Consider the following 16,012-nt stretch of genomic DNA (forward strand, 5'->3'; position numbering starts at 1 on the left):
GGGGATTGAAGCGATTGTGCCGCCCATCCAGGCCAGGTGTTGCGAGAACGCCGCATTGGGTCTAGCGTCTATCGTGGCGACGGTAAAAGGCTGTCGTGCGCAATTCATCTTCTGACTGGGCGGAATTCGACCATGAGTATCTTTCAACGTGTGGTGCTGTTGCTCAAAGTGCTGGTGATGATGTCATTGGGCATGTCTGCCGCGTGGGCCAATACGGCTGTGCAAAGCCATGGCACGGGGTTTGTGGCGGCGAAGACGGTGCAGGCGGGTGGCTTGCAGTTGGCCAAGAGTGAATCCGAGCCCGGTGACGAAAACCAGGGCGGTTCCAAGGACGATGACGATGCCGAGAACCCGGACAATGATGGCGAAGACAGCGACACTTACAACGATGGCGACAGCGATACGTAAGTAACGCAGGCAAAAGAAAGCCCCGCTTGCCGAACAGATGCGCTATCCGACAAGCAGGGCTGTAGAACACTGGAATGCTCTGGACTGACCCTCCAGAGCATTTTTTTTGCACGTCAGACCACAAATTGCTCCGCGTAGTGGCAAGCCACCTGGCGGTTGTCCAGAGGTCGCAGCACCGGTTCATCGGTGCTGCACAGCTGGGTCGCGTACGGGCAGCGCTTGTGGAAGGCGCAGCCAGACGGCGGGTTCAACGGGTTGGGCAACTCGCCGACGATTTTGATCTTCGGTTTGTTCGGGTCCGGATGAATGGTCGGGGTCGCCGACAGCAACGCCTGGGTGTACGGGTGCAGCGGGCGCGCATAGATGTCTTCCTTTGGACCGACTTCAACCGGGCGGCCGAGGTACATCACCATTACGTCGTCGGCGACGTGCTGCACCACCGCGAGGTTGTGGGAGATGAACACGTAGGCGGTGTTGAATTCCTGCTGCAAATCCATGAACAGGTTCAGCACCTGGGCCTGGATCGATACGTCCAGCGCCGAGGTCGGTTCATCCGCCACCAGCACCTTGGGTTGCAGCATCATCGCCCGCGCCAGTGCGATTCGCTGGCGCTGGCCGCCGGAGAACATGTGCGGGTAGCGCTGATAATGCTCAGGGCGCAGGCCCACTTGCTTCATCATCGCCTGGACCTTTTCCCGGCGCTCGGCGGCAGACAGGTTGGTGTTGATCAGCAGCGGCTCGCCCAGTTGGTCGCCGACCTTCTGGCGCGGGTTCAGCGAGGCGTAAGGGCTCTGGAACACCATCTGCACGTCTTTGCGCAGTTGCTTGCGCTGGGCCTTGTCGGCACCGGCGACTTCTTGCCCGGCGATTTTCAGCGAGCCGGAAGACGGCTCTTCAATCAAGGTCAGGGCGCGGGCCAGGGTGGATTTGCCGCAACCGGACTCGCCCACGACCGCGAGGGTCTTGCCGGCTTCGAGCTCGAACGACACACCGTTGAGTGCGCGCACCAGGGCATGGCCCTTGAACAGGCCACGGGACACTTCGTAGTGACGGGTCAGGTCGCGGGCGGTAAGTACGACGGCCATTACGCCACCTCCTGATTCAGCGGGTAGAAGCAGCGGGCAAGGCTGTGGCTTTTCGGGTCAAGGCCCGGGCGTTGGGCGCGGCAGGACTCCTGCACATACGGGCACCGCGGCGACAGCAGGCAACCCTGCGGGCGGTCATAACGGCCGGGAACGATACCCGGCAGCGTGGCCAGGCGCGTGGCGCCGAGGCTGTGCTCGGGGATCGCCTTGAGCAACGCTTCGCTGTACGGGTGCGCCGGGATGTCGAACAACTGCGGCACCTGGCCGACTTCCACGGCCTGGCCGGCATACATCACGCACACGCGCTGGGCGGTTTCGGCCACTACCGCGAGGTCATGCGTGATCAGCACCAGGCCCATGTTCTGCTCTTTCTGCAAGGCCAGCAGCAGGTCCATGATCTGGGCCTGGATGGTCACGTCGAGCGCAGTAGTCGGTTCATCGGCGATCAGCAGTTTCGGCTCGCCGGCAATCGCCATGGCGATGGCCACACGTTGGCTCATACCACCGGACAGCTGGTGCGGGTAGGCATCCATACGGCTGGCTGCGCCCGGGATTTCCACCTTTTCGAGCAGTTCGATGGCACGCTTGCGCGCTTGCTTGCCGGACATTTTCAAATGCAGGCGCAGCACTTCTTCGATCTGGAAACCCACGGTGTAGCTGGGGTTCAGGGCGGTCATCGGGTCCTGGAAGACCATCGCCAGGTCTTTACCGACGATCTGCCGACGCTGGCGGTTGCTCAGCTTGAGCATGTCCTTGCCGTCGAAGTTCAGGGCGTCGGCAGTGACGATGCCGGGGTGCTCGATCAGGCCCATCAGCGCCATCATGGTCACGGATTTACCCGAACCCGACTCGCCAACGATCGCCAGTACTTCGCCTTTGTCGACGGAGATGTCGAGGCCATCGACCACCGGTACGGCGGTCTTGTCGCCGAAGCGGACATTGAGATTCTTGATTTCTAGCAGTGACATGGGAATCTCCTCAGGCGGCATTCTTGAGTTTCGGGTCCAGCGCATCGCGCAGGCCGTCGCCCATCAGGTTGATTGCCAGCACGCTGAGCAAAATGGTCAAGCCAGGCAGGCTCACGACCCACCAGGCGCGTTCGATGTAGTCGCGGGCCGAGGCCAGCATGGTGCCCCACTCAGGGGTTGGCGGTTGTACGCCAAGGCCCAGGAAGCCCAGGGCTGCAGCATCGAGAATCGCCGAGGAGAAACTCAGGGTGGCCTGAACGATCAGCGGCGCCATGCAGTTCGGCAGCACGGTGACGAACATCAGGCGCGGCAGGCCGGCGCCAGCAAGGCGTGCGGCGGTCACGTAGTCACGGTTCAGTTCGCCCATCACCGCAGCGCGGGTCAGGCGGACATAGGACGGCAGCGACACGATCGCGATGGCGATCACGGTGTTGATCAGGCCAGGGCCGAGGATCGCGACAATCGCCACAGCCAGCAGCAGCGACGGCAGGGCCAGCATGATGTCCATCAGGCGCATGATGGTCGGGCCGAGCAGGCGCGGGAAGAAACCGGCGAACAGGCCCAGCAGGATCCCCGGGATCAGCGACATCACCACCGACGACAAGCCGATCAGCAACGACAGGCGCGAACCCTGGATCAGGCGCGACAGCAGGTCACGCCCGAGTTCATCGGTGCCCAGCAGGAACTGGATCTGCCCACCTTCCAGCCAGGCCGGAGGGGTCAGCAGGAAGTCACGGTATTGCTCGCTCGGGTTATGCGGGGCCACCCAAGGGGCGAAGAGCGCGCAAAACACCACCAGCAACATGAACAGCAGGCCGGCAACGGCGCCCTTGTTCTTGGAAAAGGCTTGCCAGAATTCTTTGTACGGGGACGGGTACAGCAGGCTTTGATCGACTGCTACCGCGGGAGTAGGTGTGGTCATGGTCATGATCTCAGCGCTGGTGACGGATGCGTGGGTTGGCGAAGCCGTAGAGGATATCCACCACGAAGTTCACCAGAATCACCAGGCAGGCGATTAACAGGATGCCGTTTTGCACCACGGGATAATCCCGTGCGCCAATGGCTTCGATCAGCCATTTGCCGATGCCGGGCCACGAGAAGATGGTTTCGGTCAGGACCGCACCCGCCAGCAATGTGCCGACTTGCAGGCCGACCACGGTGAGTACCGGGATCAAGGCGTTACGCAGGCCGTGGACGAACACCACGCGTGCCGGCGACAGGCCCTTGGCCTTGGCGGTGCGGATGTAGTCTTCGCGCAGTACTTCGAGCATCGACGAACGGGTCATCCGCGCGATAACGGCCAGCGGGATGGTGCCGAGCACGATGGCCGGCAGGATCAGGTGGTGCAACGCGTCCCAGAATGCGTCCGGCTCGTCGGCCAGCAGGGTGTCGATCAGCATGAAGCCGGTGCGCGGCTCGATGTCGTAGAGCAGGTCGATCCGTCCGGAGACTGGCGTCCAGCCCAGGCTGACGGAGAAGAACATGATCAGGATCAGGCCCCACCAGAAGATCGGCATCGAATATCCCGCCAGGGAGATGCCCATCACCCCATGGTCGAACAGGGATCCTCGCTTCAAGGCCGCGATCACCCCGGCTAACAGCCCCAGGATGCCGGCGAACAACAGGGCGGCCATGGACAGTTCCAGGGTCGCAGGGAAAAGGGCGGTGAATTCAGTCCACACGCTGGTACGGGTGCGCAGGGATTCGCCGAGGTCGCCGTGGGCGAGCTTGCCGACATAATCCAGGTATTGCGCGTAGAGCGGTTTGTTCAGACCAAGGCGTTCCATTGCCTGAGCGTGCATCTCGGGGTCGACTCGTCGTTCGCCCATCATGACTTCGACGGGGTCGCCAGGGATCATGCGAATCAACGCGAAGGTCAGCAAGGTGATGCCGAAAAACGTGGGGATCAATAACCCCAATCGGCGGGCAATAAAACTAAACATCTTGTTGTGTACCTCAATCAGCCGGTTAGGCAGGTTCGGCACCGTCAATGTCGACGGTGCCGAGCGTCTCTTATCTACTTCACCTGGGTGGTGGCGAAGTTATTTGTGGTCAGAGGGCTTTGGGTATAACCCTCGACGTTTTTACGCATGGCGGTGAACATTTTCGGGTAAGCCATGGGAATCCATGGTTGGTCCTTGTCGAAAACGTCCATTGCTTGTTCATAGAGTGCAGCGCGCTGGGTGGGTTCAGCGATGGCGCGCGCCTTGTCGATCAAGTCTTGAAACTCCTTGTTACACCAGCGGGCGTAGTTTTCGCCGTTTTTGGCTGCATCGCAACTCAAGTTCGGGGTGAGGAAGTTATCCGGGTCCCCGTTATCCCCCGCCCAGCCGGCGGAGACCATGTCATGTTCGCCATTCTTGGCGCGCTTGAGCATTTCGCCCCATTCCATGACCTTGATGTTCACTTTCAGGCCGATCTGCGCCAGATCCGCCTGCATGCGCTGGGCGCCGAGCATTGGGTTGGGGTTGGTCGGGCCGCCGCCGTTGCGGGTAAACAGGGTGAACTCGGTGCCTTCCGGTACGCCGGCTTCCTTGAGCAGGGCGCGGGCCTTGTCGAGGTCGCGGGGCGGGTTTTTCAGCTTGTCGCTGAAACCCAGCAGGGTTGGCGGGTACGGGCCGGTGGCGTCGACCGCGTTGCCTTTGCCGTACAGGGATTCGTTGTAGCCCTTCTTGTCGAACGCGATGTTGATCGCGTGACGCACCCGCGCGTCGCTCATGTACTTGTGGGTGGTGTTCATGGCGGTGTAAGCGGTGGTCATCGCCGCCAGTTCCGCCACCTTCAGGTTCGGGTCGGCCTTCATGCTCGGCACGTCATCCGGTTTCGGATACAGCGCGATCTGGCATTCGTTGGCCTTGAGCTTTTGCAGGCGCACGTTGTTGTCGGTGGTGATGGCCAGGATCAGCGGGTCAGCCGGCGGCTTGCCACGGAAGTAGTCCGGGTTGGCCTTGAAGCGCACTTGGGCGTCTTTGGCGTAGCGGGTGAAGATGAACGGGCCGGTGCCGATGGGCTTGGCGTTCAGGTCATCGGTCTTGCCGGACTTGAGCAGCTGGTCGGCGTATTCGGCGGAGTGAATCGAGGAAAACGCCATGGCCAGGTCGGCCAGGAACGGTGCTTCAGGGCGGGTCAGGGTGAAGACCACGGTGTGGTCATCGGTCTTCTCTACGCTCTTGAGCAGTTCCTTGAAGCCCATGCTTTCAAAGTATGGGTAGCCCACGTTGGACTTGTTGTGCCACGGGTGATTCGGGTCCAGCTGGCGCTGGAAGCTCCAAAGCACGTCGTCGGCGTTCATGTTGCGCGTGGGTTTGAAGTAGTCGGTGGTGTGGAACTTGATGTCGTCACGCAGGTGAAAGGTGTAGGTCAGGCCATCGGCACTGATCTCGGGCAGTTCTTTGGCCAGCGCCGGGATCACTTCGGTGGTGCCGGGCTTGAAGTCCACCAGGCGGTTGAAGATGGTTTCGGCCGCGGCGTCGGCGGTGACAGCCGTGGTATACAGGACCGGATCGAAGCCTTCCGGGCTGGCTTCGGTGCAGACGACCAACGGTTTGGCCGAGATGCCCACAGCAACGCTCAACAGCGCAGCGGCAATGGCGGCTTGTAACGGGAGCATTTTCATCTAAGAGCCCTCTGCAATCGATTGGACCAGACAAGCGTAGGCGGCGGGCTCGTCCTGAGCCCGCCGCCGACCTGGCGCTGATTAAAGAATGTTGAACGGGATGGTGGTCACCAGGCGGAACTCGCGCAGGTTGCCGTCAGCCTGGTTGGCGCTGGCACGGTGAGTCACGTAGGTACCACGAATGGTGGTGGCCTTGAGTGCGCCGCTCTGGATCGCGTAAGCCGCGCCTACACCGTATTCCTGGTGCTTCTCGCCGTCCTGGGCCTGAATGCCGTTGTAGGCAAAGCCAGCGCGGCCGCCGTCGCCGGTGTAGTGAGTACCGTCGATACCCCAGCCACGTGCCGAGTAGACGTTGAACTTCAGGCCCGGCACGCCGTATTCGGCCATGTTGATGCCGTAGGCGATCTGGAAGGACTTCTCGTTCGGACCGTTGAAGTCGGACGTCAGGGAGTTGGCCAGGTAGATGCCGTTGGTTTCGTGCAGGTAGTCGAAGTACTCGTCGCCGTTCACGGCCTGGTAGGAGAAGGTCAGGCTGTGAGCCTGGTGGGTCAGGCCGAACGATAGCGAGTAGGTGTCGTTGTCGATCTTGCCCATCAACTTTTTGCCTTCGTCGACGGTCTTGTAGTAGTTCAGGCCCGTGGTCAGGGACAGGGTCTGGCTGTCACCCAGCTCGTGGGTAGCACCGAAGTAGTACTGGTTCCAGAAGTCTTCCACGTTAGCGGCGAACAGGCTGGTCTTCAGGCTCTTGAACGGCTGGTAGTTGACGCCCAGGGTGTTGACCTTGTCGGTTTCCTGGCGACCATTGCCGTATTCAGTACGGAATTTCGACAGGCTCTGCTCGGTCCGTGGCGAAACGCGGTCGAACACGCCGCCCTGGAAGGACAGGTTGCTGAACTCTTCGCTGTTGAAGCTCACACCTTCGAAGCTCGAAGGCAGCGCACGGTTACCGATGGTGTCGATGATGCCGCTGCTGAAGTTCTGGCGACCGGCGGTCAAGGTGGTGTTCGAGACACGGAACTTGACGTTGGCCAGGCCCAGTTTGCTCCACTGGTCTACAGCGTCGCCGTCGGAGTCGGCCAGGGTACGGTTGGAGCCGCCCTTGATGTCGCGCTTGCTGCGGTCCAGGACCAGAGCGTTGTAGACCGCCACTTCAGTGCTCACGCCAACGGTGCCTTGGGTGAAACCCGAGGTAGCGTTGAGGATGGTGCCTTGCACCCAGTTGGTACGGTAGTTGTCAGTACGGGCTTCGCCGTGCTTCTGGTAAGTGAACTTGCTGCCACGGAAGCGTTGTTCGTTGGAGAACCAGTTACGGGTTGTACCGCCCAGGCTTGCGCCATCGATAAAGCCTTTGGCCTCGCTTTGGGCGCTGGTGCCGGCCAGTGTGGTTGGAACGAAGTCCTGGCTTGCAGGATCAGCGTAGGCGTTAGCCGTGATGCTGCTGATGGCCAGGGCCAGTAGCGCGGTGCTGCTCAGTTTCATGGGTGAAGCTCCTTTGGTTCTCTTTTTAATGCCGGTCTTTTTAGGTGAACCGGCTATTGGGTGTGTAACTCGTTCAAGCCTTTGCAAACGTTTGCCCATGGGTAAAACCCGAAATAAGGCTGCACGTTTGCAGCAAGGCGAATGCTCGCCCTGCGCAATCCGGTTATCTTTTTATGGGTTGATGCTGACGCCCGAGAACACGTTGCGGCCGAAGGGGCTCACTTTGAAACCTTCGACTTTGGCGCTTAACGGCTGGTTGACCGTCGAGTGGGCGACTGGCGTGATCGGCACCTGCTGCTTGAGCAGTTGCTGCGCCTGTTTGTATAGAACAGTCCTTTGTTCGCGGTCGGTGACGACCTTGGCTTGCTTGATCAGCTTGTCGTACGCCGGGTCACACCACATGGAGTAGTTGTTCCCGCCGATGGCGTCGCAGCTGTAGAGGGTGCCCAGCCAGTTGTCCGGGTCACCGTTGTCGCCGGTCCAGCCGATCAGGCTGATGTCATGCTCGCCATTCTTGGTGCGCTTGATGTACTCGCCCCATTCATAGCTGACGATCTTGACCTTGAGGCCAATCTTTGCCCAATCGCTTTGCAGCATTTCGGCCATCAGCTTGGCGTTGGGGTTGTACGGCCGTTGTACCGGCATCGCCCACAGGGTGATCTCGGTACCGTCCTTCACGCCGGCAGCCTTGAGCAGTTCCTTGGCTTTTTCCGGGTTGTAGGCGGCGTCCTTGATGGTGTCGTCGTAAGACCACTGGGTCGGCGGCATGGCGTTGACCGCCAGTTGCCCCGCGCCCTGGTACACGGCGTTGAGGATGCTCTGCTTGTTCACCGCCATGTCCAGGGCCTGGCGCACTTCGAGCTGGTCGAAGGGCTTGTGCCGCACGTTATAGGCGATGTAGCCGAGGTTAAAGCCTGGCTTGGTCAGCAGTTGCAGGTTCGGGTCGGCCTTCAGGGCTTCGACGTCGGCCGGGCGCGGGTGCAGGGTGATCTGGCATTCGCCGGCCTTGAGCTTTTGCACCCGTACCGAGGCGTCGGTGTTGATCGCAAAAATCAGCTGGTCGAGCTTCACGCGGCTCGGGTCCCAGTACTGTTTGTTGCCGGTGTAGCGAATCTGCGAGTCTTTCTGGTAGCGCTGGAACACGAACGGCCCGGTGCCGATCGGCTTCTGGTTGATGTCGCTGGGCTTGCCGACCTTGAGCAAATGGTCGGCGTATTCGGCCGACAGGATCGAGGCGAAGCTCATGGCGATGTTCTGGATAAACGCGGCGTCGACCGTGTTCAGGGTCATCACCACGGTGTGCGGGTCGGTTTTCTCGACCTTGGCGATATTCTTGTTCAGGCTCATCCCGTTGAAGTACGGAAACTCGGTGGGGTAGGCCTTGCGGAACGGGTGTTCGGGGTCAAGCATGCGATTGAAGGTGAACAGCACGTCGTCGGCGTTGAAGTCGCGCGTCGGCTTGAAGTCCTTGTTGCCGTGGAATTTCACCCCTTCACGCAGATGGAAGGTATAGGTCAGGCCGTCTTCGGAAATATCCCAACGGGTTGCCAGGCCCGGTACGACATTGGTCGCGCCTTTTTCAAACTCGGCCAAGCGGTTGTAGATAGGCTCGGCGGCGTCGTTATCGGTGGCCGTCGTGTATTGCGCGGTGTCGAAGCCCGCCGGGCTGCCTTCGGAGCAAAACACCAGGCTCTTTTTCTCGGCAGCCTGGCCCATCGAGGCCACAGCCAGCAGGCTGGTGCCAAATATCGCGGATAGAACGGTGGTATGGCGCATAACAATCCCGATCCTTGTTTGTTGTTTTCGTCAGTGAGCAATCGCAAGGTCATTCACGACCTTGCGACAACACTGATCCCACAACGGCAGTTGCCCTACAGAGACGATGCGTCTGCCGTACCACGACGTTATGGGTCGGGAGCCGGGCAGTAAATGCAACGAATCTGACAGACCTTGTAGGTAACGGAGCCGCGATTCGCAGTTAGCTGCCGTAGGACGGCAGCGTGTGCGGAGGTGGTCTGTTTCCTACGGTCTTGGCGGATGCAATAACGGCGACGTTATGAAACGTCGCCGCCAGAGATCCTTACTTGCCGCTTACGCTCACGCCGTAGAAGGAGTTCAAGCCAAATGGGCTGATCTTGAAGTCCTGCACGTTGTTGCGCATGGGTTGATACACCGTCGAGTGCGCGATAGGTGTCATCGGGACTGCATCTTTGAGGATATGTTGCGCCTGCTTGTACAGCTCGGTGCGTTTGGCTACGTCGGAAGTCGCCTTGGCTTCTTTCACGATGCCGTCGAATTTCTTGTCGCACCACTTGGAGAAGTTGTTGCCGGCCAGGGAATCGCAGCCGAACAGCACGTTCAGCCAGTTGTCCGGGTCACCATTGTCGCCGCTCCAGCCAATGATCATGGCTTGGTTCTCGCCGCCTTTGGAACGCTTGATGTACTCGCCCCACTCATAGCTGACGATGTTCACTTTCAGGCCGATCTGTTTCCAGTCGTTCTGCAGCATCTCGGCCATCAGCTTGGCGTTCGGGTTGTACGGACGCTGGACCGGCATCGCCCACAGGGTGATCTCGGTGCCTTCCTTGACGCCGGCTTCCTTGAGCAAAGCCTTGGCTTTGGTCACATCAAACGGCGCATCCTTGATGGTGGTGTCATAGGACCACTGGGTTGGCGGCATGGCGTTGACAGCCAGTTGGCCTGCGCCCTGGTACACCGAGTCGATGATCTGCTGCTTGTTCACCGACATGTCCAGGGCCTCACGCACGCGCAGGTCGGACAGCGGGTTAGGCGCGGTCTGGCCCTTGAGGACCGGCATTACGTTGTAGGCGATGTAGCCCAGGTTGAAACCGGCCTGGTGCGGCAGTTTCAGGTCCTTGTCTTCACCCAGCGCCTTGAGGTCGGCCGGACGTGGGAACAGGGTCACCTGGCATTCGTTTTTCTTCAGCTTCTGGATACGCACCGACGGGTCGGTAGTGATGGCGAAGATCAGGTTGTCGATCTTCACGTCTTCAGGTTTCCAGTAATCCTTGTTGCCGGTGTAACGGATGTTGGAGTCTTTCTGGTAGCTCTTGAACACGAACGGACCAGTGCCGATTGGCTTCTGGTTGATGTCCTGTGCCTTGCCTTCCTTCAACAGCTGGGCGGCGTATTCAGCCGACTGGATGGAGGCGAAGCTCATTGCCAGGTTCTGGATGAAGGCGGCGTCCACGGTGCCAAGGGTGAACTTGACGGTGTGGTCATCGACTTTCTCGATGTTCTTGATGTTGGTGTCCATACCCATGTCCGTGAAGTACGGGAACTCGGTCGGGTAGGCTTTACGGAACGGATCGTCTTTATTGATCATCCGGTTGAAGGTGAACAGTACGTCGTCAGCCGTGAATTCACGAGTTGGCTTGAAGTACGGGGTGGTGTGGAACTTGACGCCTTCACGCAGGTGGAAGGTGTACGTCAGGCCATCCGGGGAAACGTCCCAGGTCGTGGCGAGCCCAGGAACAACAGCGGTGCCGCCGCGCTCGAACTGGGTCAGACGGTTGAACATGGTTTCGGCCGAAGCATCGAAGTCTGTTCCGGTGGTGTACTGGCCTGGATCAAAACCGGCCGGGCTCCCTTCGGAGCAGAACACCAGGTTGCTCGCCGCTTGGGCGAAAGGTGCAGCAGCCATTAAACCGGCGCTGACTAATAACGGAATGACTGCGTGTTTAAGCATGTTGGCCTCATGATTTGTTGTCATTTTTGGTAGTGAGGGCGACCTCGTGAGTCGACCTGCGGATACTTATGCAGGGCCCATACCCAATGCAAGATGTTGAGAGCCTACAACGGCTAAACAGTGGTACGAACGTACACGAATGTCGCATATGTGTAAGTTCAGACACATTTACGCACTTTTGAGGGTTTTTTTCGGTGCGAGGGCTGCACCAGGAATGCCCAACCGAGGCGTCTGGCGCACTCGGTTGGGGCGCGGCTGTTACTTATTCAGACTGACGCCGTAGAAGGGAGTGAGTCCAAAAGGACTGATCTTGAAGTCCTGCACTTCCTTTCGCAGGGGCTGGAAAACCGTCGAGTTTGCGATAGGCGTTATAGGTACTTGTTCCTTAAGGATTTTTTGTGCCTGTTGATACCACTTGATGCGCTGCTCGCGGTCGCTGCTGACCTTGGCCTGCTGTACCAGTTTGTCGTAGGCCGGGTTACACCATTTTGCATAGTTGCTGCCCTTCACCGCGGCACAACTGTAGAGCACGCCCAGCCAGTTATCCGGGTCGCCGTTGTCGCCGGTCCAGCCGTAGATCATCACGTCGTGCTCGCCGGCTTTGGCGCGTTTGATGTACTCGCCCCACTCATAGCTGACGATATTGGCCTTGATGCCAATCTTTTCCCAATCCTGCTGGATCATCTGCGCCGACATCCGGGCATTGGGATTCGACGCGCGTTGTACGGTCATCGCCCACAGGTTGAGGGTGGTACCTGGTGCAACCCCTGCTTCTTTTAGTAGCGCCCGCGCCTTGGCCGGATCGTAGGGCGCGTCCTTGATTGTCGGGTCATAAGACCACTGGGCCGGAGGCAGGGCGTTCTGCGCCAATTGTCCGGCGCTCTGGTACACCGCCTTGATAATTGCCGGCTTGTCGATGGCCATGTCCAGCGCCTGGCGCACCTTGAGCTGGTCCAGGGGCGGGTGGGTCACGTTGTAGGCGAGAAAGCCCAGGTTGAAGCCGGCTTGCTGAAGAACCCGCAGGTTGGGGTCTTGCTTCATCACTTCGATGTCGGAAGGGCGCGGGTAACCGCTGACCTGGCACTCGCCGGCCTTGAGCTTTTGCAGGCGCACGGCGGCGTCTGGGGTGATCGAGAACACCAGGTTGTCGAGCTTCACATCTTCGGGCTTCCAATACTGTTTATTGGCGCTGTAGCGAATCTGCGAATCCTTCTGGTAACGCTTGAACACAAATGGCCCGGTGCCCACCGGCTTCTGATTGATGTCCGCGGCCTTGCCTTCCTTGAGCAACTGCGCGGCATATTCGGCGGACTGCACCGAGGCGAAGCTCATGGCCAGGTTCTGCACGAAGGAGGCGTCAACGTTGTTCAGGTTGAAGCGCACGGTGTGCTCGTCGAGTTTTTCGACGCTCTTGATCGTGGTGTTCAAGCCCATGTCGGTGAAGTAGGGCGACTCCGATGGATAGGCCTTGCGGAACGGGGTCTCGGGATCCAGCAGGCGCTGGAAGGTGAAGAGCACGTCGTCGGCGTTGAAATCACGGGTCGGGGTGAAATAGTCGGTGGTGTGGAACTTGACGCCATCGCGCAGGTGGAAGGTATACATCAGGCCGTCTTTGGACACGTCCCAATTGGTTGCCAGGCCGGGTTCGACTTCAGTGCCGCCACGCTTGAACTGGGTCAGGCGGTTGAACACGGTTTCGGCGGAGGCATCGAAATCGGTGCCGCTGGTGTACTGGCTGGGGTCGAAGCCGGCGGGGCTGGCTTCGGAGCAGTAGACCAGGGTGCCGGCTGCCTGGGCCATGGGCATGAATGCCAGCAGGCCGGCAGCAAGGAGCAGCGGTTTTAAGGTGATTCTTTCCATGGAGACCCCTGAAGTGGCAGGCAAATAGTGCCCGAACGAAAACGGCAGTCACCGAGGTTACCGCCGTTCTTGTCACTCAGGTAGAGATAAGCATGCGAGGCCCCAGTGTCTCCGGGATTCGGCTATTCCAGGTCGCTACGATTTGGCCGGAAAGTGTTCGGGTTTATAAGTGAACGCCCACCACTTGAACGGATTCCAGTACGGGTTGTTCTTTGACGGCTTGAATTTCTTGATTCGCGCCATTTCTTCGCTGACATACTGTTCAGCCTGAGCTCTTACTGCGGTACGGACGTTGTCGGTGATCGGGATTTTTTGTGCGGATAAGTTCTCCAGGTAGAGGTGTTCTACTTTATCAATGGCTGCTTTTACTTGTTCCGGGGACAGGTTGGCGGTCAAGGTACCGCTATAACCTTTGACAGGGCGGCCAATCAACTTTTGGAATTGAGCGGCAAACGAAGCATCCCCACCGGTTGCGGAGTCACATGACAGCAGGCGCACGTTGTCGAACTCTTCCGGATGGATCCCTTTGCTGTGAAGCGTATCCAGCAATTCTTCCGGACTATTGAGCTTTCCATCATAAGAAACTTTTGCGACCCCGGTAGTCTCATCGACTTTACCGTGTACCAGTATGTTCAATCGCTGGGCCGAACCTTGTTTGTTCACATCCACGAACGTGTAAAGTTTATCGTTGATAGTGTTCAGGCTATCTATTTCTCCACTGAGAATACTGGTTTTTTCAGCAGTAGAAAAAAGGGCTTCGCCGACCGGCAGATTTTTAACCGTTTTCAGGGGCGGCAGTTCGACGCCGTCTACGTTGATAGATGCCGGGGGGGCCTCTGGTCCACTCGACTCAATTTCATTTAAAGACGGGTCCGGATGACTATCGCCGGATACTTTCGAAACGCGTGTCAGCTCAAATTCGCTCTTCTGCGAATTATAGTTCCAGCGGTAGTCTTCAGTAACGGTGGAGTTGAACGTAATCGGAGTTTCACCCAGGCTCGCCTCGACCAAACCGGGTGCAACTTCGTGTGCCAGCATCAGGCTTGAGATGACGGCCGCAGCAGTTCCCCCTGTGCGCTCGCCTGCGGTCTTGCCATAGAGGCTGTCATGCACACCAAACACGATATTGCCTATATTGCCAACAATGGGCAGATTACCAAAGGTTTTGCCCCAGGTGTCTTTCACCGACTTCCAGGCTTGCTGCGAGGCACCAAACACATCCGTCTGGTCGGCCCACACCGCATTGTTGGCGTTCTGCTCCTGATAGTGGGGGGCGATACCTTTGTTCAGATCGCCAAATTGCAGCCCATAACCTGCTTTTCGCGATTCGGTGTAGTTGAATAGCTCTCGTACCGGCACGGATTTATCTTTGTACCAGTGTTCGTACCCCGGATATCGCGACCGATTATCCTGGATGAGGCTGTCGAGCACCGCCCCGGCCGGTGGCCAGTGGGCATTGTGTCCCCCTTGCATATCACCGGTATTGAAACGGCGCATCAATTCATCACGATTGTCTTTGGCCCAGTTCGCAAATTCTTCATCGCCTTTTATCTCGCGGACAGCGCCGTTCTTCAAGTCGATCATGACTCCCTGATTGGGGCGATTGGCGGGATTGCCATCGTAAGGCGTGTAGGGGATGAAGGCATACCCGCTCATGGGGTAGCCATAAATATTGGGGATAATCACTTGCCCATTCTTGTCCAGCGTGCGATTCACCGCTTCCTGGCCGGCAGGGCTTAACCTTGCGAAATTTTCCGTGTCACTACGAAGGCTCAGCAACGTGCCCCGTGTTACATAGGCGTCTGCTTTTCCCGATCGCTCTGCTATTGTTCCGGAGCCCTCGCGCATCGGCGCGGCTATGTCTTTCTCCCAGCGAGCTTGAAGTTGTCGGCCGAACGCTTCCAGATCATTGATTTTTGTCCGGTCTTTTTTTTCTATTTCCATTTCAGGAAAATTTAAACCCCCACCACGTGCGGGTCTGTCGTGCGCTAGAGCACCCGCTGCAATTTCCCATGCGAAATAAGTGTGTGTCTGGGTATCAGAGAGATTTTGTGCTGTGCCCATACCGACATAGGTATTGAACGTTACCGTGAACTTTTCATGCGGGTCGAACCCGGCTGCCAATAAACCCCCACTGAAGTATCCTGCGGGGTCCATGAACAGGCGCACGTTCTGGAACTTGACGTTTCGTTCGCCTTCAGTGCCACTTTCTATATTTTCGATCTGCGTCTTTACACGATTGGCATAGGCATCGATATGAGCCTCTCGCTCATTGTAGATATACCCATCGCCTGGCGCGTGAACAAAGTCGGGTCCGTAAATGGTTGCCTTGTAGATATCAGACTCGTTCCTGGCGGCTGTGCCAACGTTGTCCGTTTCATAAATATCGGTACTCTTCAATGGCGTTGGCGGTATCCGTTCCAGCGCCTCGGTACGTTGTTCTTGAGTCGTACCGGGTAGCGGTGTTTGTGGGTAATGGACAATGTTAAGTTGAGCTGAGCTTGTCATTTCAGATTACCTGGCTGGATGTTGATTGCACGCATCTGCACCGCCATAAACTGTGGATGAGGAGTACGGTGATCTACGCCATGAGTGGTGCAGCGTCCAGGCGTGTTCCGCTCGTTGAGGGTGAGGATGTAGTTGTCCATTGCACGGGTTATAAGTTGAAAAGATTTATCACCAACGCACTTCAATGTGTCCGGACCAGCAGACGCCCGGCGATTAAGCATTTTCTGAAGCTGGTAACCGGTTATTACCGCTGAAACTTCTTGAATTAAGTGCCAGGCAAAGAAAATGCTGCCCGAAGGCAGCGGCATTGCAGTCCTGCTCCCTGAAATGGCAGGTAAACGCTACGCGAACGAGAACGGCGGTCACCACGGTTGCCGCC

At 58.4% G+C, this 16,012-nt stretch carries 12 protein-coding genes; 1 reads left to right on the plus strand and 11 read right to left on the minus strand.

All coding sequences use genetic code 11. The features are described 5' to 3' along the window. Window positions 1–132: 132 nt before the first annotated feature. Window positions 133–408: a hypothetical protein gene (locus HX786_RS01795; RefSeq protein WP_003215984.1), complete on the plus strand. Its 276-nt coding sequence runs from the start codon at window positions 133–135 to the stop codon at window positions 406–408. A gap of 113 nt (window positions 409–521) precedes the next feature. Here HX786_RS01795 and HX786_RS01800 read toward each other — a convergent pair whose 3' ends face one another. The 11 genes from HX786_RS01800 to HX786_RS01850 all read right to left on the minus strand — a co-directional run bounded on the left by HX786_RS01800 (window position 522) and on the right by HX786_RS01850 (window position 15,941). Beyond that, window positions 522–1,493 carry a peptide ABC transporter ATP-binding protein gene (locus HX786_RS01800; protein ID WP_003215987.1) on the minus strand — a complete coding sequence of 324 codons (972 nt, stop codon included), beginning with the start codon at window positions 1,491–1,493 and terminating at the stop codon, window positions 522–524. Continuing rightward, entirely contained in the window at window positions 1,493–2,461 is a 969-nt protein-coding gene (locus HX786_RS01805; protein WP_003215989.1) for an ABC transporter ATP-binding protein, read from the minus strand. Before HX786_RS01805 ends, HX786_RS01800 begins: the two co-directional genes overlap by 1 nt. A 10-nt stretch (window positions 2,462–2,471) precedes the next feature. After that, entirely contained in the window at window positions 2,472–3,383 is a 912-nt protein-coding gene (locus tag HX786_RS01810) for an ABC transporter permease subunit (protein ID WP_003215991.1), read from the minus strand. A 10-nt stretch (window positions 3,384–3,393) separates the two neighbouring features. Next, window positions 3,394–4,404, minus strand: a complete 1,011-nt coding sequence (locus HX786_RS01815) for an ABC transporter permease subunit (protein ID WP_003215992.1) — start codon at window positions 4,402–4,404, stop codon at window positions 3,394–3,396. Between the two features lie 74 nt (window positions 4,405–4,478). Continuing rightward, the gene (locus tag HX786_RS01820; RefSeq protein ID WP_178911658.1) at window positions 4,479–6,077 is read right to left on the minus strand and encodes an ABC transporter substrate-binding protein; all 1,599 of its coding nucleotides are present in this window, start codon (window positions 6,075–6,077) and stop codon (window positions 4,479–4,481) included. An 81-nt stretch (window positions 6,078–6,158) separates the two neighbouring features. After that, window positions 6,159–7,556: an OprD family porin gene (locus HX786_RS01825; RefSeq protein WP_003215995.1), complete on the minus strand. Its 1,398-nt coding sequence runs from the start codon at window positions 7,554–7,556 to the stop codon at window positions 6,159–6,161. A gap of 171 nt (window positions 7,557–7,727) precedes the next feature. Continuing rightward, window positions 7,728–9,272 carry an ABC transporter substrate-binding protein gene (locus HX786_RS01830; RefSeq protein ID WP_372846171.1) on the minus strand — a complete coding sequence of 515 codons (1,545 nt, stop codon included), beginning with the start codon at window positions 9,270–9,272 and terminating at the stop codon, window positions 7,728–7,730. A 364-nt stretch (window positions 9,273–9,636) separates the two neighbouring features. Continuing rightward, window positions 9,637–11,265, minus strand: a complete 1,629-nt coding sequence (locus tag HX786_RS01835; protein ID WP_003216000.1) for an ABC transporter substrate-binding protein — start codon at window positions 11,263–11,265, stop codon at window positions 9,637–9,639. Window positions 11,266–11,523: 258 nt separating this feature from the next. Then, entirely contained in the window at window positions 11,524–13,125 is a 1,602-nt protein-coding gene (locus HX786_RS01840; RefSeq protein ID WP_008437261.1) for an ABC transporter substrate-binding protein, read from the minus strand. Window positions 13,126–13,260: 135 nt separating this feature from the next. Beyond that, complete coding sequence (locus HX786_RS01845) at window positions 13,261–15,633, minus strand: hypothetical protein (protein ID WP_218647699.1); 2,373 nt, start codon at window positions 15,631–15,633, stop codon at window positions 13,261–13,263. Then, window positions 15,630–15,941 (minus strand): hypothetical protein, encoded by a 312-nt coding sequence (locus HX786_RS01850; protein WP_177080088.1) that lies wholly within the window; start codon window positions 15,939–15,941, stop codon window positions 15,630–15,632. The genes HX786_RS01845 and HX786_RS01850 overlap by 4 nt, the downstream gene beginning before the upstream one ends. Window positions 15,942–16,012 lie beyond the last annotated feature (71 nt).

Origin of the sequence: Pseudomonas sp. 21615526, from assembly GCF_013386245.1 — a bacterium.
Lineage (GTDB): Bacteria > Pseudomonadota > Gammaproteobacteria > Pseudomonadales > Pseudomonadaceae > Aquipseudomonas.